Genomic DNA, 18,115 nt, shown 5'->3' with positions numbered 1-18,115 from the left:
ATGAACACGCTCCGTCTTCTCACCGCACTCGCGCTCACCGGCAGCCTGGTCCTGGGCGCCACCTGGTCCATGAACGATGGACGCTGGTCCGTTCATGCCGAGGTCGCCTCGGCCACGGCGGACGGCGCCAAAACTCCGCTCTATTACCGCGATCCGAGCGGTGCGCCGCTTTGGTCGGCCGGTCCAAAGAAGGATGATCGCGGACGGGACTATCTGCCGGTCTACGATGACGATCAGACGGCTGCAGCGGCAACGAAACCACCGCAGGCGGCTTCGTCGCGAAAAATCCTCTACTACCGCAATCCCATGGGCTTGCCCGACACGTCGCCCGTGCCGAAGAAGGACCCGATGGGGATGAACTATATCCCCGTCTACGAAGGCGAGGACGTCGATGACGGCACGGTGAGGCTGTCGCCCGGCAAGATCCAGCGCACCGGCGTGAAGTCCGAGCCGGTCGCGCGGCGAGCGATCCGGGTGCTGGTGAAGGCGCCCGGCACGATCCAGCTGGACGAGCGCCGCGTGTCGGTGATCGCGATGCGCGCCGAAAGCTTCGTGCAGAAGATCGCGGACGTCACCACCGGCACCCGCGTGAAGGCAGGCCAGCCGCTGATGGAGATCTACAGTTCGGCGGTCGCATCCGCGGCGGCCGAATATCTCGCGACGATCACCTCCAAGACGGTGGGCGGCGTTGAGATCTATGGCCGCGGCTCGCGGCAACGGCTGGTCAATCTCGACGTCCCCGAGCGGGTGATCGCCGAGATGGAGAAAACGCACGTCGCGCCCGTCACCATCCACTGGTCGGCGCCGCGCGACGGGGTCGTGCTCGAGCGCAATGCGATCGAAGGCATGCGCGCCAATCCCGGCGACGTGTTGTTCCGCATCGCCGACACCTCGCTGGTCTGGGCGCTGGTCGACGTCGCCGAGCGCGATCTCGGCAACATCGCGGTCGGGCAGTCCGTTGCGGTGCGCGCGCGCAGCTTTCCCGGCCGGACGTTCAGCGGCAAGATCGCGGTGATCTATCCGCAGGTGAACCGCGAAACGCGGACGGTTCGCGTCCGCATCGAGCTCGCCAATCCCGACGCGGTGTTGCTGCCGGACATGTATGTCGATGCCGACGTCGACACGGCCGATGGTGCGCCCGTCCTGGCGATACAGGACAGCGCAGTGCTCGATACCGGCACGCGGCAGGCTGTTCTCGTCGACAAGGGGGAGGGGCGTTTCGAGCCGCGTGAGGTGAAGCTCGGCCGGCGCGGCGGCGGCTATATCGAGGTGCGGGACGGCCTTGCCGACGGAGAAGCCGTGGTCACATCCGCCAACTTCCTGATCGATGCGGAAAGTAATCTCAAGGCTGCGCTCAAAGGCTTCGCCGAGGCTGCTCCTCAAGCTTCTGACGCGGGCCATGCGGTGAGAGAGCACAAATGATCGCCCGCATCATCGCCTGGTCAGCGCGTAACCTGCTGCTGGTGCTGTTCGGCACCGGCTTTGCGGCCGCCGCCGGTCTCTACGCGCTGCTCCACCTGCCGCTGGACGCGATCCCGGATCTCTCGGACACGCAGGTCATCGTCTACACCGAATATCCCGGCCAGGCGCCGCAGGTGATCGAGGACCAGGTCACCTATCCCCTGACGACGGCGATGCTGACCGTGCCGAAATCGAAGGTGGTGCGCGGCTTCTCCTTCTTCGGCGTGTCGTTCGTTTACGTGATCTTCGAGGACGGCACCGACATCTATTGGGCGCGATCGCGCGTGATGGAGTTCCTGAACGGCGCGTCGTCGCGGCTTCCCGCCGGCGTCACTCCGACCATCGGGCCCGATGCGACCGGCGTCGGCTGGGTCTATCAGTATGCCGTGATGTCGAGGGAATTGAACCTCGCTGACACGCGCACGATCCAGGACTGGAATCTGAAGTTCGCGCTGGCCAAGGCCGAAGGCGTCGCCGAGGTCGCCAGCATCGGCGGCTTCGTCAAGCAATATAACGTGATCCTCGACCCGCAGCGGATGCGCGACCGCGGCATCAGCATGCAGAAGATCCGCGACGCCATCCGCGCCAGCAACGCCGACGTCGGCGGGCGCACCGTCGAGCTGTCGGAGTTTGAATACGTCATCCGCGGCAAGGGCTACATCAAGGGCATCAACGATCTCGGCAACATCGTGCTCAAGACCAGCAACGGCACACCGGTGCTGCTGCGGGACGTCGCCAATGTCGAGCTCGGACCGGACGAGCGGCGCGGCATCGCCGAGCTGAACGGCGAGGGCGAGGTCGCAAGCGGCATCGTGCTGCAGCGCTTCGGCGTCAACGCCCTCGACGTCATCGAGAACGTCAAGAAGCGCTTCGAGCAGATCGCAAGCAGCCTGCCGAAGTCGGTCGAGATCGTCCCGGTCTACGATCGCTCCAACCTGATCTACGCGGCCATCGATACGCTCAAGCACACGCTGTTCGAGGAGAGCATCGTGGTTGCGCTCGTCTGCATCGTGTTCCTGCTTCATGTCCGCAGTGCGCTGGTCGCGATCCTGATGCTGCCGGTCGGCGTGCTGATGGCGTTCGGCGCCATGAAGCTGCTGGGACTGGGATCGAACATCATGAGCCTCGGGGGCATCGCGATTGCGATCGGAGCCATGGTGGATGCCGCGATCGTCATGATCGAGAACGCCCACAAGCACCTCGAACGGGCCAGGCCCGATCAGTCGCGCGTCCAGATCCTGATCGACGCTGCGTCCGAAGTCGGCCCGGCGCTGTTCTTCAGCCTGCTCATCATCACCGTCTCGTTCATGCCGATCTTCACGCTGGAATCGCAGGAAGGGCGGCTGTTCAGCCCGCTGGCGTTCACGAAGACCTTCGCGATGGCTGCTGCGGCCCTGCTGTCCGTCACGCTGGTGCCGGCGCTGATGGTGATCTTCGTCCGCGGCAGGATCGTTCCCGAGCGCAGGAACGTCATCAACCGCTTCCTGATCTGGATCTACCGGCCCGTCATCAAGGGCGTGCTGCGCGCCAAGACGCTGGTGATCCTGGCCTCGCTGGTCGTGCTCGCCGTCACGGTCTGGCCGGCGCGGCAGCTCGGCACCGAGTTCATGCCGACGCTGGACGAGGGCACGCTGCTCTACATGCCGACGACGCTGCCCGGCATCTCGGTCACCAAGGCGGCCGAATTGATGCAGACGCAGGATCGTATCATCAGGTCGTTCCCGGAGGTCGCGTCGGTCTACGGCAAGGCGGGGCGGGCGGCGACCGCGACAGACCCGGCGCCGACCGAGATGTTCGAGACCGTGGTCAACCTGAAGCCGAAGGAGCAGTGGCGCCCCGGCGTCACCGTCGATAGCCTGATTGCGGAGATGGACAAGGCATTGCAGTTCCCGGGCGTCTCCAACGCCTGGACCATGCCGATCAAGGCGCGCATCGACATGCTGTCCACGGGCATCCGCACGCCAGTAGGCGTCAAGGTGATCGGCACCGACCTTGTCGAGATCGACCGGCTGGCGCGGCAGGTCGAACGGGTGATCAAGACCGTCCCGGGCACGTCCTCGGCCTACGCCGAGCGCGGCATCGGCGGCTACTATCTCGAGATCGTCCCGGACCGCGAGGCGCTCGCCCGATACGGCATCCTGATCCAGGACGTTCAGGACACCATCGCGGCCGCGCTCGGTGGTCAGACGGTGACGACGACGGTGGAGGGACGGCAGCGGTTCACGGTGAACATGCGCTATCCACGCGACCTGCGCGACAATCCCAAGGCGATCGCGGGCGACATCCTGGTGCCGATGCCCGCGGGCGGCGCCGTGCCGCTCGGCGAGGTCGCCAAGGTCGAGCCGGCGCGGGGGCCGACCTCGATCCGGACGGAGAACGGCCAGCTCGCGACCTACGTCTATGTCGACATCCGCGATCGCGACATCGGCAGTTATGTCGCCGATGCGCAACGCGCGGTGACGGACAGCATCCAGTTCCCGCCCGGATATTACGTGGTCTGGAGCGGCCAGTACGAATATCTGCAGCGTGCCGCGGCGCGCCTGAAGATCGTGGTCCCCGTGACGCTGACGATCATCTTCCTGCTGCTGTACCTGAACTTCCGGGCCATGACCGAGACGCTCATCGTCATGCTGTCGCTGCCCTTCGCGCTGGTCGGCGGCATCTGGATGATGTGGTGGCTCGGCTTCAACCTGTCGGTCGCCGTCGCCGTCGGCTTCATCGCGCTCGCGGGCGTCGCCGCCGAGACCGGCGTCGTGATGCTGATCTACCTCGAGCATGCCCTCGCAGAGATCAAGGCGAAGTGCAGCGCCGAGGGCAGGGTCTTCACCCGGCGGGATCTGCACGAGGCCATCATGGAGGGCGCCGTCGAGCGCGTCCGTCCCAAGATGATGACGGTGGTCGCCATCATGGCGGGCCTGCTGCCGATCATGTGGAGCACTGGAACCGGATCGGAGATCATGCAGCGCATCGCGGTGCCGATGATCGGCGGGATGATCTCGTCGACGCTGCTGACGCTCATCGTGATCCCGGCGATCTTCGGGCTGGTGAAAGGCTTCCGCTTGCCTCCCAAGAGCGAGGACAAAGGACAATCGACCGAAATGCCAAAGCCGATCGGCGCCAGATTGCGGGTCGTGGGGCCTGCGGAATGAGGTGAGCCATGATGAACGACATCGTGTCGGGAGCGTCGGAGACGATGGAATTGATCACCGCACCCATCGTCGTCGCTCTAGTATCGTGGGCGGCGCCGGCATGATGGGCGATCGTGCCGACGTGATTTTTGCCGCACCTGAAGAGATCAGCAAGGCCATTGAGCGGCGGTGCTAGGAGATGCGCGCATGGGCTTCTACAACGACATCATTCTTCCACGGCTTTGCGACCTTGCGATGCGCAACAAGGAACTTGCGCCCTACCGGCAACGTGCGATTGGTGCAGCTCAGGGCCGGGTACTTGAGATCGGCATCGGGTCCGGCCGCAACCTGCCGTTCTACGGAGCTACGGTGAAGCAGGTTGTGGGGCTTGAACCCGGTCCGAAGCTTCTCGAGATGGCGCGGAGCGCTCCCCATCCGGACACTCCGGTTGACTTTGTTGAAGCTTCGGCCGAGGCAATTCCGACCGAGGACCGCAGCATCGACACGGTCGTGACGACCTGGACCATGTGCAGCATTCCGGACGTCGATCGCGCCATGACGGAGGTGCGGCGTGTGCTGAAACCGGGAGGGAAGCTGGTCTTCGTCGAGCATGGCCGCGCCCCCGAGCCGCGCGTGCGTTGGTGGCAGGATCGCCTGACCCCCGCGTGGATGCGCATCTCGGGCGGTTGTCATCTCAATCGGGACATTGCCGACGTCTTGACCCGGAGCGGCTTTCGCATCGACGAGATGCGCACCGGATATATGAATGGCCTCAAGCCCATGACGTTTATGTACGAGGGCCAAGCGAGCCCTCGTTGATGCCTGTGACGCTCCGATCTTGAGGAGATCCAACGATGAAAGAAAGGAAGCCGACGATGAAGCAACGCGCACATTCGATCACCCGCCGGTCGCTTATAGGGCTGATGGCCGCGGCAGTCGTTGCCGGGCCTGCCGTCGCGGCGCAGGCCGAAGAAGCCACCGTCACGGTGCATAGGGATCCAAGCTGCGGCTGCTGCGCCGGCTGGGTGCAGCATCTCCGAGACGCAGGATTTACCGTCCAGGTGGAGGAGACTGCGGATCTCGATGCTGTTCGGACTCGTCTCGGCGTCCCCTCGGACCTGGCCGCGTGTCACACGGCCGAGGTCGCGGGTTATGTCGTCGAAGGGCACGTGCCGGCTGCGGCCGTGCGGCGCCTCCTCTCGGAGCGTCCCGTTGCGAAGGGGCTCGCCGTGCCGGGCATGCCGGTCGGATCGCCCGGAATGGAAGGCGGCAAGCCGCAGCCTTACGAGGTCGTGCTGTTCGGTGCCGATGGTCAAAGGCCATTCATGCGCTTTATCGGCTCGCAGGCGATCGGTTGAGAACCCTTAATGGAGTGGAAAGTCATGAAGATCGTCGTTTTGATCATCGCCTTGCTCGCGCCGGCTGCCGCGTGGGCGCAGACACCGTATGCCGGTATGCAGTCCCGTCCCATCAAGGCCCTCTCGGACCAGCAAATCGGCGATCTGCGGTCGGGGCGCGGCATGGGGCTCGCGCTCGCGGCGGAGCTCAATGGGTATCCCGGGCCCTCCCACGTGCTCGAACTCGCGGACCAACTGGGATTGAATCCGGAGCAGCGGAGCAAGGTCGAGGATATGTTCTCGGAGATGAAGGCCGAGACCACTCCCATCGGTCACAGATTGATCGAGAAGGAGGCGGATCTGGATCGGCAGTTCGCGAGCCGCACGATCACCGTCGAGAGCCTGGGATCTGCCACAGCGGCGATCGCCAATACGCAAGGCGAGCTGCGGCAAGCCCATCTCAAATATCACCTGCGTACCGCAGCGGTTCTCGATCAAGCGCAATTGGCGAGATACGCCGAGCTGCGCGGATACACGTCCGGCGGCGCTGCGCAGAACCACCGCCACCATCAATGAACTAAGAGCCTTGCCAATCCCTGGGTGACGGCAAAAGAAGCCGGTGTCCTCTTCCGCCGCTACGGTTGCGGAGGAAAGCGGTCGAACGCCGGCAGTTCGTGTGCATGCTCCATCCAGCGCAGCCGCTCGGCGACCTGGATCTGCATCGTCGCCGGTATGGCATTGGGATCGTCGTAGGTCGCGCTCTGGATGTCGATGATCCCCGGCATCATGCTGGCGTTGAAATAGAACAGGCCGGTGCCACAGTCGCCACAAAAGTGCCGCCGGACATGTTCCGAGGAGTGGTACACCTTCGGCTCGCCCTTGGTTACCTTGACGGCATCCTCCGCGTACATCGTCCAGCCGACGACCGGGGCGCCGGCGTGGAGCCGGCAATCGCGGCAGTGGCACAGCGCGTGCACGATCGCCTCGCCCTGGATCTCATAACGGATTGCGCCGCAGTGACAGCCGCCGGTGATGGTGCTCATGCGTTCCTCCGATCGAAGATGGTTTCGCCGCTCGATAGCTCTCGGGATTTGCGGCTTCAACAGCGCAATCGATTTGCGATTGCGTCCTACTGTCGCGTGACAGCTGTTGCCATGCGAGCCACGCTGACTGCCGCGGGAAATGTGCAGGAGCTGCGCCGCAGTTCCGCGCAGGATGGAGCCCGGCAGGCGTGCTTCCCTAACGCTCCTGTTGACGAAAGGAGCCGAGGATTGCGACGGCAAGGTCCAGCTCTGCGCGGCCGCAGCCGGGCCTATTGCGTCGAGGGAAATCGCAACGCCGCGCTCTCACTGCCCTTCAATCAGCGCTGCGAGATGGTGCCGGCGACGGCTTTGGTTGCACCGGGCGCGCCCGCGTCACTGCAGCCGGCGGTGCTGGCGTTTCTCAATAGCGACCGCATGTTGAAATGGGCCGAGATCGCGCTTGGGCTGTGACTCGAGACAATTCGGCTTCCGTCGTTCGAATCCAGCTGGGCCAGGCATCCAAATCCAATTCTGATCGAGCTGGCACGATGGTCTTGCTCGTCGTAGGGAACGATGATGATCCCTCAGTCATCCCACTCTCCGCTCCGACATGAAAACACCCGCGACGGATTGCTCCGCGCGGGTGTGACGAACTCTCGATGATGCCAGTATGCCGGTGTTTTGCCCGACGAGTCAAAGGCGCGTGCACGTCCGTCCGGTAGCTTCGTCATCGCCGACGGAAGAGCGTAATGATTTCAATGCCCCCGCTACTGTGCATGGGGTTGTTTTCGCACTTTTTGTTTTAGCTTGCCGAGACGGCGGCGCTCAGCGCCGGCCGCGCGGCGCCTCGGCCTTCGCCGGCTGCTCGGTCTGAGGCCCGCAGCTCGCAGCGGCAAGCGTCGCCTGCGCCTGCTGCATCAGGCCGGGCTCGGGGGCGAGCGCCTTCATCACGATCAGGCCGGTGGTGCTGGGAGAGTCGATGATCAGCCGGTCGGCCGCGGTGACCTCTTCGTCCTCGGGCAGCTCATTGTGCTGCGCTTCCGTCATCAGGTCGAGCTCGATCACCTTGCGGCCGGCGGAGCGGTCGTTGATGGCGTAATAGGCGATCTCGTTGCGGGTGTAGAACGACACCGAGGTGTAGGCCTGGCTCACCGGCACCGTCAGCTTGATCGGCCCGCCCGACAGGTCGTAGCGGCAGATCGCCAGCGCAAAGGCCGGATCCATGAACGGCATCGGCGAAGTGTTGGGGTCGGCGAGGGGAAGCTGGGTGACGGCGTTCACCTTCGTTATCGGCGTCAACCGCGAATAGGCATCCTGCGTCGCGATCCGCGGCAGCCCCAGCACGCTGACGAGATGGACCACGAGGCCCAGCACCACGCCGGCAATGACGGTGAACGCGAGCCGGATCATGAGCAGCCCACCGTGGTGATGCTGGGCATCGGCGCATCGCGCTGGGTGCGCGTCGCGACCCCGACCGGCGTGTCGTAGAGGCGCAGCATAAGTGCGTAGCGCTCGATGCCGCCGGTCGGCAGCCAGTTGCCGGCGCGCGAGCGCGAGGCGATCCGGATCTCGAACGAGCCGTCGGACGAGCGCACGATCTCCTGGCTGGTGAAGCCGTAGCGCTGGAGCGAATTGGCGACGAGATGGCCCTTGCGATCGTACAGCGTCAGCGTCCAGAACCGCGCCGGCGGCGTCACGCCGGAGACGATCACGTCGCAGCGGCCGTCGAGCGCCTTCTTCTTGTCGTCGGTGGTGGCGGTGAAGGCGACGCCGTCGCCGGTGCCGATCGGCAGCTCGCCGTTGCGCACGATGGTGGCGCGCGAATAGGGATCGACGTCGGCGGTGCCGGTGCGCGGCCGCGCGGTCCAGGCGCCGATGGTCAGCGCGCCGATGTCGGTGCCGCGCGTCGTCGTCATCCAGGTCGCACCTAGGCCGACCACCGTCGCGAGAAGAAGCGCCGTCAATGTGATCAGGATCAGCCGCACGGGTTTCGATCAGTTCTTGCGCGGGGCGGATGCGTTGGCGTTCTCTTCCGCATAGTTCTGCGGGAAGGCGAGCGCGCTCGTCGACGATGACGGCCTGGCCGGCTTGCTGTCATTTGCCGTCGATTTGTTCGCAGTCTTGGCCGCGTCATCCAGCAGCTTCTCGACGCGCACCAAAATGTCGGCGCCGCGCTTGGTCAGCACCGGCGGCGGACCCGGCTTGGTCTCCAGCACCTTCGGCGCCGCGTTGGCCTGTGCGTTGCTCACATGCTGCGGCGGCAGCTTCTGGCCCATGCCGATGCCGGGGATTTCCCGGACCTCGACGCCCTGATGCGCCGCGAGCATGATGTCGTGCCAGGTCTGTGCCGGCAGCGAGCCGCCGGTCATGCGGTTGGTCGGCGAGTAGTCGTCGTTGCCGTACCAGACCGCGCAGGTGAAATTGCCGGTGTAGCCGACGAACCAGGCGTCGCGATACGCGTTGGTCGTGCCGGTCTTGCCCGCGGTCGGAATGCCGTCGAGGGCTGCGCGGCGCGCTGTGCCCTCGCTGACGACGTGGCTCATCATGCCGGCCATGTCGGCGGCGACGGAGGCGGGGATCGCCTGCCGCGGCTTCGGGCCGTCGCGGTCCCAGCGCCAGACGAGGTCGCCGGCGCCGGTGCGCACCTCCAGCACCGCATGCGGCGTCACTGCCTTGCCGCGGTTCGGGAAGGTCGCGTAGGCGACGGCGTGCTCGAGCACGGTGACTTCGTCCGAGCCGATCGGCAGCGACGGCGTGTCGGGCAGAGGTGCCTTGATGCCGAAACGCCGGGCGACCTCGACGATCTTGGCGCGGCCGACCTTGGCCGGGTTCGGTGCCTTCGGCTGATCCCGCCGGCCGATCTCGATCGACAATTTTACGGGCACGACATTGATCGAGCGCGTGATCGCCTGCGTCAGCGTCACCGAGCCGGAATAGGAATGGCCATAGTTCTGCGGGCACCAATTGCCGATGCAGACCGGGCCGTCGACCACGACCGAGTTCGGCGTGTAACCGTTCAAGAGCGCGGTGGTGTAGACGTAGGGCTTGAACGAGGAGCCGGGCTGACGATAGGCGTCGGTGGCGCGGTTGAACTGGCTGGCGCCATAGTCGCGGCCGCCGACCATGGCGCGGACGCCGCCGTCGAGATCGGCGACGACGGTCGCAGCCTGGGTCGCGTGATAGTCGCGGCCGAACTGGCGCAGCTGGTTCTCGACCGCGTCTTCCGCCGCCTTCTGCACGTTGGTGTCGATGGCGAGGCGCACCACGAAGACGCGCTCGGTGTAGGATTTCGGGAAGGTGTCGACCAGCTTGCGCATCTCGTCGAAGGCGTAGTCGAGATAGTAGTTCGGCGAGGCCTCGTCGCGGCGGTCGACCGCGAAGGCCGGATTGCGGCGGGCGCCGAACACCTGGCCCTCGGTCATGAAGCCGGCATCGACGAGGTTGTCGAGCACGACGTTGGCGCGGGCGCGGGCGGCGGGCAGGTTGATGTGAGGGGCGTATTTCGTCGGCGCCTTGAACAGGCCGGCGAGCATCGCAGCTTCCGCCAGCGTCACGTCGCGCGCGGATTTGTTGAAGTAGAAATGCGCCGCGCCGTCGACGCCGAAGGTGCCGCCGCCCATATAGGCGCGATCGAGATAGAGCTTGAGGATCTCGTTCTTGGTCAGACGCCATTCCAGCCAGATCGCGAGGAAGGCTTCGTTGACCTTGCGCTCAATGGTGCGCTCATTGCTCAGGAACAGGTTCTTGGCGAGCTGCTGGGTGATCGAGGAGCCGCCCTGGCGCACGCCGCCGGCCTGGGCGTTGGTGACGAGCGCGCGGGCGGTGCCGGCGATGTCGATGCCGAAATGCTCGTAGAAGCGGCGGTCCTCGGTCGCCAGCGTCGCCTTGATCAGCACATCCGGGAAATCCTCCAGCGGGATCGAGTCGTTGTGCTTGATGCCGCGGCTGCCGATCGGGTTGCCGTAGCGGTCGAGGAAGCTCACCGCGAGATCGGACTTCTTCAGCCAGTCCTCGTCCGCGGTCTCGCGGAAGGCGGGAATGGCGAGGGTGAGCATCACGACCAGGCCGCCGAGCCCGAGGGTCGCGGCCTCCGACAGCGGCTCGATGAATACCCATCGCTTCCAGCGCCCGACATAGAAGCGGTCCATGAAGGTCGAGTAGCGCTCGTAGAGCTCGCGGATGCCCTTGGCCGAGGAGAACAGCGAGGAGTCGATGCGCGCATCGAGGTCGAGGAAGAAATTCCGGACCTTCTGCTTCCAATGCGGTGGTATGATCTGGCGCACCTAGAACCCTTGAGGCTTGCTTCGAATCCGTTCAAGCACCCGGCCGGGGCGGCATCGAGACGTCTTGCGGGAATGTTGCGGCAAACCCAAGGCGCCCGGCCAGCATCCGAGGGACTTGCTGTTCCTTCTAGCCGAGCGGGGCCCATAAACCAATGGTCACGCTCGGGATTTTGAACAGCAGGCCTAATTGACCCCGGTTCATTACGGGCCTCAAAGGGGCCTCGCTTGCACCCTTGCGGCCGCGCGCCGTAGATGACGTTGCCGTAGCTCTTTCGAATTGTTGTTGAGGCGCATGACCGCAGCTCCCAAACGACCTTCCGGCCAGGAAGGATTCTTCTGGAAAACCAAGACGTTGGAACAGATGTCTGGGGACGAGTGGGAAAGCCTGTGCGACGGCTGCGGCCGCTGCTGCCTGAACAAGCTCGAAGACGAGGACACCGGGCACATCTATTTCACCCATATCGGCTGCAAGCTGCTCGATGGTGCCAGCTGCGCCTGCAAGGACTATCCGAATCGCTCCGACAAGGTTCCGGATTGCGTCCGCCTGACCCCGGCCAATGTCCGCACCCTGAACTGGCTGCCGCCGAGCTGCGGCTACAAGCTCGTCGCCGAGGGGCGCGACCTCTATTGGTGGCATCCGCTGGTTTCCGGCGACCCCAACACCGTCCATGAAGCCGGCGTCTCCGTGCGCGGCCGGGTGGAGGGCAGTGAGGAGGAGGTCCCGGACGAGGAGCTCGAGGACCACATCGTGCAATGGCCGGCCGTGCTGCCGAAACGGGCTCGTCTGAAGCGACGCCCAAAGGACTGATCCGCCGCGCGGCTTGAGATCACGTGTTCGGGATGACCTCAGGGCGGGATGCACCCATGCGCCGCGGTGCCTGCCTGGGAAAAGCTTTGCTGTCTACATTGGGCTGTATAGAACGAATCCTTCGCGGCGTTGCGCCGCCACATGACGTCCGATCGAGATGAACAAGTTCGACCGGCAGAGCAGTTCTGCCGACATCCAGACGTTGCCCGACGATATCGCCGAGGAGCTGTCCCGCCTTCCAAGCGAGGTCATCAGCGTCGATGACGCGCCGTCCATCGCGCCGCCGGTGCCGCTGAGCTCCGACGAGGTCCGCACCATCGTCATCAGCCTGATGCTGACGATGTTCCTGGCAGCGCTGGACCAGACCATCGTGGCGACCGCGCTGCCGACCATCGGACGCCAGTTCCAGGACGTCTCCAATCTGTCCTGGGTGATCACCGCCTATCTGCTCGCCTCGACCGCGGTGGCGCCGGTGTTCGGCACCTTGAGCGACATCTACGGCCGCCGCGTCATGATCATCATCTCGCTCAGCCTGTTCGTCGCGGGCTCGGTGCTGTGCGCGATCGCGCCGAACATGCCGATGCTGATCCTGGCACGCGGGCTTCAGGGCCTCGGCGGCGGGGGCATCATGCCGGTGGTGCAGACCGTGATCTCCGACGTCGTGAGCCCGCGCGAGCGCGGGCAATACCAGGCCTATTTCTCCAGCGTCTGGATGGTCGGCGGTATCCTCGGCCCGGTCATCGGCGGCGTGTTCGCCGAGCATCTGCACTGGTCTATGATTTTCTGGATCAACCTGCCGCTTGCGGCTGCAGCGCTCGCACTGCTGCTGCCCAAGATGAGCAAGATCCCGGTGTTCCACCGCAAGCGCAAGGTCGACTGGCTCGGCGGCGTCTTGCTGATGGCCGCCGCCGTGGTCTTCATGCTGGTGCTGACCTGGGGCGGTACGCGCTATGCCTGGCTGTCACCGACGGTGCTGGCGATGGTGGGCGGTGCCGTCGCGCTCGCGGTGAGCTTCGTGTGGCACGCCCGGCGGGCCGACGAGCCGTTCCTGCCGCTGCCGTTGCTGACGGGATCGGTGGCACCTTTCGCGCTGACGGCCGGCGGCTGCGGGTTAGGGGCGATCACCGGACTCACCGTGCAGCTGCCGCTCTATTACGAGCAGGTCTACCATCTCACCGCCAGCGAGGCGGGCCTTGCGCTGATCCCGCTCGCGGCGGTCTCGACCGTCGGCGCGGCCGTTGCCGGCCGCACCATGGCCCGCGCAAAACACTACAAACGCGTCGCCATCATCGGCACGTCCTGGGCCGCGCTGTGCGGCCTCGGGCTCACGGTCACCACCTTGCCGCTCTGGGGCCTGCTGCTGCTGATGGCCGCGTTCGCGCTTGGGCTCGGCACGACCTTCCCGGTGTGCGTGGTCTCGCTGCAGAACTCGGTCGCGCGCCCGCAAGTCGGCACCATCACCGGCGCGATGAACTTCTTCCGCTCGCTGATGTCCTCGTTCACGGTCGCGGCGTTCGCGGCGATCCTGCTCATCGCGCTCGGCACCGACATCCCGCTCGCCGGCGAGCATCACGCCGCGGGCGCCGTCGCGATACCCGCCGACGACATGCGGCACGCATTCCGCTACGTGTTCGGCGCCGCCACTGCGCTGATGACCACCGCCGCGCTGTGCCTGATTATGATGGAGGAGCGGCCACTGGCCGGCCCCTCGGCGCAGCCAACCGTCGAGATGGCGGAGTGAAGGGTTCCACTGGCTGAGCGTGATCTTTCGGAAGACCGCGGCCTTTCCGGATCACGCCTAGCCGCCGCGATCGGGATCGTCATTCCCTGCGGTCGTGGTCTGCCGCGCTTTCGCCGCCAGCTGTCCCTTCAGCCGTGCGAGCGCCTCGGCCGACCAATCATGGACATCGGTCACCGCGACCCAGGCGTCGACGTAATGCTCGGGTGCATAGACATGGCCAAAGCCCATCGGCGTATGGGTCGCGACCGCCATGTCGAGGGCGAGTTGCAGCATCGTGACGATGGGATACCATCGCAGCTCAGGTGAGACGTCCGGCCCGCGCGGCACCGTCATCCAGGCCGGCGCCTGGTAGGCGTCGCGGTAGGCAAAGAACGTGATCGCGTCACTGGCATATTGCAGATAGACGACGCGCATCGGACCCCAGGGCGCATCTGCCGGCACCGTCGATCCATTCTGGTTCATGAAGCGGACGAAGCGGCCGTCGCGGAATTCCGGCAGCCACGCCGGCGCGCCCGGATTGCGGTTCGCGGTGATCGAGCGCCAGCTGCGGCTTTCGAACGGCGGCCCGCTCCAAAGCGCGCCCGCAATCGGATCGCCGATCGTCTCGAACAACTCTGCAGACTTTTCCGAGTTCATGGCGCCGAGGCTGAGCCCGTGAAGATACAGCTGCGGCCGGCTGCGCTTCGGCAGCGTCGTCCAGTAGCCATAGATTTCAGCGAATAGCGCACGCGACGCCTCTGCTCCGTACTCCGGCTGGAATAGCAGCGACAGCGGGCTGTTGAGATAAGAGTATTGGAGCGCGACGCTCGCGACATCGCCATGGTGGAGATATTCCACCGTGTCCATCGCGGCCGGATCGATCCAGCCGGTGCCGGTCGGCGTGACCACGACCAGGACCTTACGCTCAAAACCGTGCTGGCGCTTCAACTCGTCGAGCGCGAGCTTGGCGCGCGCCTGCGGCGTGTCGCGGCTGGCGAGCCCCACATAGACGCGCACGGGATCCTGCGCGGGCCGTCCCGCGAGGGCGCTGATCTCGGCCGCGATCGGGCCCGAGGCAATGAACCGGCGCCCCATGCGCCCGAGCTCCTGCCACCTCACCAGGGAGTCCGGGCTACCCGTCCGATTCGACGCGGTCGGCTGCGGCCGCTCGGGCTCGAGCAGAATATCGAGCTCGCGAAAGGAGGAGTCGAGCGCGTTGAATGCCGTCCGGATCAGGACATTGCTGGCGATCGACCAGAACAGCAAGCCCGCGATCAGCACGCCGATGACGTTCGCGACTTTCCGCGGGATGAGGTGCCGCGTGCGCGCAGCGAGGAAGCCCGCGACGAGCGTGAACAGCCGTCCCAGCACCAGCAGCACCACGAATGTGACCAGGGCAATGGCGCAGACCTTGAACGGATGCGCGGTCTCGACCGGTGTCATCTTCATCACGGCGCGGATCGAGTTCTGCCATTCGACGGTGCGCCATAGACATACGATGACGACGAGCAGGCAGATGACGGCGGCCAGCGCATTCGCAATCGATCTCGCGCGCGTCGACGGTTCGGGCAATTCGAGATAATGCCACAGCCGCCGCCACAGCACGCCGGCGAAATAGCCGATAGCAAAGCAGCCGCCGGCGAGGGCACCTTGCGTGGGATAGCTGCGCGGGATCAGCGTCGGCGTCAGCGCGGCCGCGAAGAACAGCGCGCCCAGCATGAGGCCGACGCCGGACAGCGAGAGCAATTGGCGCCGAATGAACCACGCGAGACTCTTCAACGAATCCTCCGAGGTGATGCTATCCCTTGTCGCTCGCCATGAAGCCGCTCTTCCGCGGCAGCACGATCGTGAATTCGGTGAACTCTCCCGGCACGGTCGCGACCTCGATCGTGCCGCCGTGCTGCTTCACGACGATGTCGTGGCTCATCGACAGCCCGAGCCCGGTGCCTTCGCCGGCCGGCTTGGTGGTGAAGAACGGATTGAACATCTTCTCCTTCACCTCGTCCGGAATGCCGGTGCCGTTGTCGCGGATGGTGATCTCGATGTCGTCGCCGCGATCGCGCGTTGCGGCGATCACCGTCGGCTCGTAGTTGGCGACGTCGTCGGCCTTGCGCCTGGTGACCGCATGGAATCCGTTCGAGATCAGGTTCAGCAGCACGCGGGTGATTTCCTGCGGAAACACTTCGGCGTGCCCCGCCGCCGGATCGAGCTCGCGCTTCAGTGTCACTTGGAATCCGGGCTTCTCGGCGCGTGCGCCGTGATAGGCGAGGTTAAGGCTTTCCTCGACCAGCGCGTTGATGTCGCTGAGCCCGTGCTCGCCGCCGCCTTCACGCGAATGCAGCAGCATGTTCTTGACGATGGAATCGGCACGGCGGCCGTGCTGCACGACCTTCTGCAGATTGTCCTTCAGAAGCCCCGTGAGCTCGTCGACCTCCGCGCGGAGATCGTCTGCGAGGGGGGCTGGCGCAAGCACCTCGTTCAGCTCCTCGGTCAGCTCGGCGGAAAGCGAGGCAAAATTGTTGACGAAGTTGAGCGGGTTCTTGATCTCATGGGCGATGCCGGCGGTGAGCTGGCCGAGCGAAGCCAGCTTCTCGGTCTGGATCAGCCGGTCTTGCGCTGCGCGCAGATCATCGAGCGATTTGGCAAGCTCGCTGGTGCGGTCCTGCACCTCGTTGAACAGGCGCGTGTTCTCGACCGCGATCACGGCCTGGTCGGCAAAGGTCTTGAGCAGGTTGATCGCCTTGTCAGGAAAATGACCGGGCTCCCGCCGCGTGACGGCGATCGTGCCGATCGCAACGCCGTCGCGCAGCATCGGCACCACCAGGATGCTGCGATAGCCGCGTGCTCGCGCCAGCTCCTTCATGGCCTCGGTGAGATCAGGCTCGTTCTGCATGTCGCTGCGGAAGGCATATTGTCCGCTCGTCGCCACGCGGCTGTGAATGCCGGACGAAGATAGCGGCGTCGGGAATGAGCTGAGCAGATCCGCATTGCCGGCCTCATTGTCGGTGGTGAAGGCGGCCAGATGCAGCATGTCGTCGACGACGCGGGTGACGGTCGAGGAATGGCCGCCGATCAGCGCCTTGGCGCTGTCGGAGATGGCTTGGAAAACGGGTGTGACGTCGGCGGGCGAGGCCGCGATCACCTTGAGGATGTCGGCGGTCGCGGTCTGACGTTCCAGCGCTTCCCTCGTGGCGTTGAACAGGCTGACATTCTTGATCGCGATCACGGCCTGGTCGGCGAAGGTCTGCAGCAGCCGCACGTGATGCTCGGCGAAGTTGCCGGTCGCGCGGCGCGTGGCGATGATGATGCCGATGGCCTCGCCCTCGCTCATCAAGGGCGTGAACAGCATGCTGCGATAGCCCCGCGCACGCGCGATGTCGCGCGCGGCCGGCTCGAGCTCGGTGTCCGGCAGTTGCGCGGCGGCACCATTGGCCACGAGCCGGTAGGGCGGGAACTGTGCGAACGGCACCGGAAAGGAAGCCTGGAGCACGCGATCGCCGGCCGGATCGGTCGGCGTGAATGCCGCAAGATGCGCGGCGCCGTCGACATAGCGCAGCACCGCGGTGGAGAAGCCGCCGATCAGCCGGTTGGCATTGGTGGCGATGGCCTCGAACACCGGCTGCACGTCGGACGGGAAGGCCGCCATTACCTTCAGGATGTCCGCGGTGGCGGTCTGGCGCTCGAGCGTTTCTTTGGTCTCGTTGAACAGCCGCGCATTCCCGATCGCGATCACGGCCTGGTCGGCAAAGGTCTGGAGCAGCTGTACGAGCTCGGGTGCGAATGCGCCCGGCTCGGCCCGCGTGACGCTGATCATGCCGACCGGCGTGCCCCGGCTCATCAGCGGCATGAACAGGACGCTGCGGAAGCCGCGCAGCCGCGCCAGCTGCCGGTTCAGCTCCGGGACGTCGGCGGCCTCGCTGTCGGGAAACTGGATCGTCTCGCCGTCGCGCACCAGGGCGAAGGTCGGGAAGTCCGCGATCTTGCGCGGGAATGACGTCTTCAGCCCTTCGTCAGCCTCCGGGCTGGTCGGCGTGAATGCCACGAGATGCAGCTCGTCGCCGATGAACTGAAGCACGGTGGCGGAGAAGCCGCCGAGCAGGCGCTTCGAGCTGGACGCGATCGCCGCAAAGACCGGCCGCGCGTCGGAGGGCGAGGCCGCGATGGTGCGCAGGATCTCCGCGCTGGCACTCTGGCGATCCCGCGCAATCGCAAGCTCACTGCGCAGCTGCGCATTCTCGGCCGCGGCCGACTGCAATCGGCGCTCGAGTTCCTCGATTTCGTTTGAAGGGGTAGTCATTCCTGATCCGGCTTGATGCCGCGACATGCGCGGCACCGGGCCGGATTATCACATCTTAT

14 protein-coding genes are annotated in these 18,115 nt (G+C 65.4%); 8 read left to right on the top strand and 6 right to left on the bottom strand.

Translation table 11 applies throughout. The features are described 5' to 3' along the window. The 5 genes from ACVIIV_RS31815 to ACVIIV_RS31795 all read left to right on the top strand — a co-directional run bounded on the left by ACVIIV_RS31815 (position 1) and on the right by ACVIIV_RS31795 (position 6,502). A complete protein-coding gene (locus ACVIIV_RS31815) occupies positions 1-1,422 on the top strand; it encodes an efflux RND transporter periplasmic adaptor subunit (protein WP_456747712.1) in 1,422 nt (473 codons plus the stop codon). Beyond that, complete coding sequence (locus ACVIIV_RS31810) at positions 1,419-4,610, top strand: efflux RND transporter permease subunit (RefSeq protein WP_456747711.1); 3,192 nt, start codon at positions 1,419-1,421, stop codon at positions 4,608-4,610. Before ACVIIV_RS31815 ends, ACVIIV_RS31810 begins: the two co-directional genes overlap by 4 nt. A 186-nt stretch (positions 4,611-4,796) precedes the next feature. After that, positions 4,797-5,408 (top strand): class I SAM-dependent methyltransferase, encoded by a 612-nt coding sequence (locus ACVIIV_RS31805; protein ID WP_456747710.1) that lies wholly within the window; start codon positions 4,797-4,799, stop codon positions 5,406-5,408. A gap of 56 nt (positions 5,409-5,464) precedes the next feature. Then, positions 5,465-5,947: a DUF411 domain-containing protein gene (locus ACVIIV_RS31800; protein WP_456747709.1), complete on the top strand. Its 483-nt coding sequence runs from the start codon at positions 5,465-5,467 to the stop codon at positions 5,945-5,947. 24 nt (positions 5,948-5,971) lie between these two features. Continuing rightward, positions 5,972-6,502 carry a Spy/CpxP family protein refolding chaperone gene (locus ACVIIV_RS31795; protein ID WP_456747708.1) on the top strand — a complete coding sequence of 177 codons (531 nt, stop codon included), beginning with the start codon at positions 5,972-5,974 and terminating at the stop codon, positions 6,500-6,502. A 59-nt stretch (positions 6,503-6,561) separates the two neighbouring features. On the opposite strand, the gene ACVIIV_RS31790 is transcribed toward ACVIIV_RS31795, so the two are convergent. Continuing rightward, positions 6,562-6,969: a GFA family protein gene (locus ACVIIV_RS31790; RefSeq protein ID WP_456747707.1), complete on the bottom strand. Its 408-nt coding sequence runs from the start codon at positions 6,967-6,969 to the stop codon at positions 6,562-6,564. Between the two features lie 18 nt (positions 6,970-6,987). Here ACVIIV_RS31790 and ACVIIV_RS31785 point away from each other — a divergent pair, with 18 nt between their 5' ends. After that, positions 6,988-7,419 carry a hypothetical protein gene (locus ACVIIV_RS31785; protein ID WP_456747706.1) on the top strand — a complete coding sequence of 144 codons (432 nt, stop codon included), beginning with the start codon at positions 6,988-6,990 and terminating at the stop codon, positions 7,417-7,419. A gap of 354 nt (positions 7,420-7,773) precedes the next feature. On the opposite strand, the gene ACVIIV_RS31780 is transcribed toward ACVIIV_RS31785, so the two are convergent. The 3 genes from ACVIIV_RS31780 to ACVIIV_RS31770 are packed head-to-tail and all read right to left on the bottom strand — an operon-like array spanning position 7,774 to position 11,231. Continuing rightward, a complete protein-coding gene (locus ACVIIV_RS31780; protein ID WP_456747705.1) occupies positions 7,774-8,358 on the bottom strand; it encodes a DUF1254 domain-containing protein in 585 nt (194 codons plus the stop codon). After that, positions 8,355-8,933, bottom strand: coding sequence for a DUF1214 domain-containing protein (locus tag ACVIIV_RS31775; protein WP_456747704.1), 579 nt, complete (start codon positions 8,931-8,933; stop codon positions 8,355-8,357). Before ACVIIV_RS31775 ends, ACVIIV_RS31780 begins: the two co-directional genes overlap by 4 nt. Before the next feature lie 9 nt (positions 8,934-8,942). After that, positions 8,943-11,231: a transglycosylase domain-containing protein gene (locus ACVIIV_RS31770; protein WP_456747703.1), complete on the bottom strand. Its 2,289-nt coding sequence runs from the start codon at positions 11,229-11,231 to the stop codon at positions 8,943-8,945. Positions 11,232-11,523: 292 nt separating this feature from the next. On the opposite strand from ACVIIV_RS31770, the gene ACVIIV_RS31765 reads away from it, so the two are divergent. After that, entirely contained in the window at positions 11,524-12,039 is a 516-nt protein-coding gene (locus ACVIIV_RS31765) for a YcgN family cysteine cluster protein (RefSeq protein WP_456747702.1), read from the top strand. Positions 12,040-12,196: 157 nt separating this feature from the next. Then, complete coding sequence (locus ACVIIV_RS31760; RefSeq protein ID WP_456747701.1) at positions 12,197-13,780, top strand: MDR family MFS transporter; 1,584 nt, start codon at positions 12,197-12,199, stop codon at positions 13,778-13,780. A gap of 57 nt (positions 13,781-13,837) precedes the next feature. On the opposite strand, the gene ACVIIV_RS31755 is transcribed toward ACVIIV_RS31760, so the two are convergent. Together ACVIIV_RS31755 and ACVIIV_RS31750 are read right to left on the bottom strand one after the other, a co-directional pair. After that, the gene (locus ACVIIV_RS31755) at positions 13,838-15,478 is read right to left on the bottom strand and encodes an alpha/beta hydrolase (protein WP_456748876.1); all 1,641 of its coding nucleotides are present in this window, start codon (positions 15,476-15,478) and stop codon (positions 13,838-13,840) included. Between the two features lie 79 nt (positions 15,479-15,557). Then, on the bottom strand, positions 15,558-18,056 hold the full coding sequence (locus ACVIIV_RS31750) for a GAF domain-containing protein (RefSeq protein ID WP_456747700.1): 2,499 nt from the start codon (positions 18,054-18,056) through the stop codon (positions 15,558-15,560). Positions 18,057-18,115: the final 59 nt, after the last annotated feature.

The organism is Bradyrhizobium sp. USDA 4354, assembly GCF_054060315.1.
The sequence above is the reverse complement of the archived record's forward strand: the minus strand, read 5'-3'. Positions and strand labels throughout refer to the sequence as shown.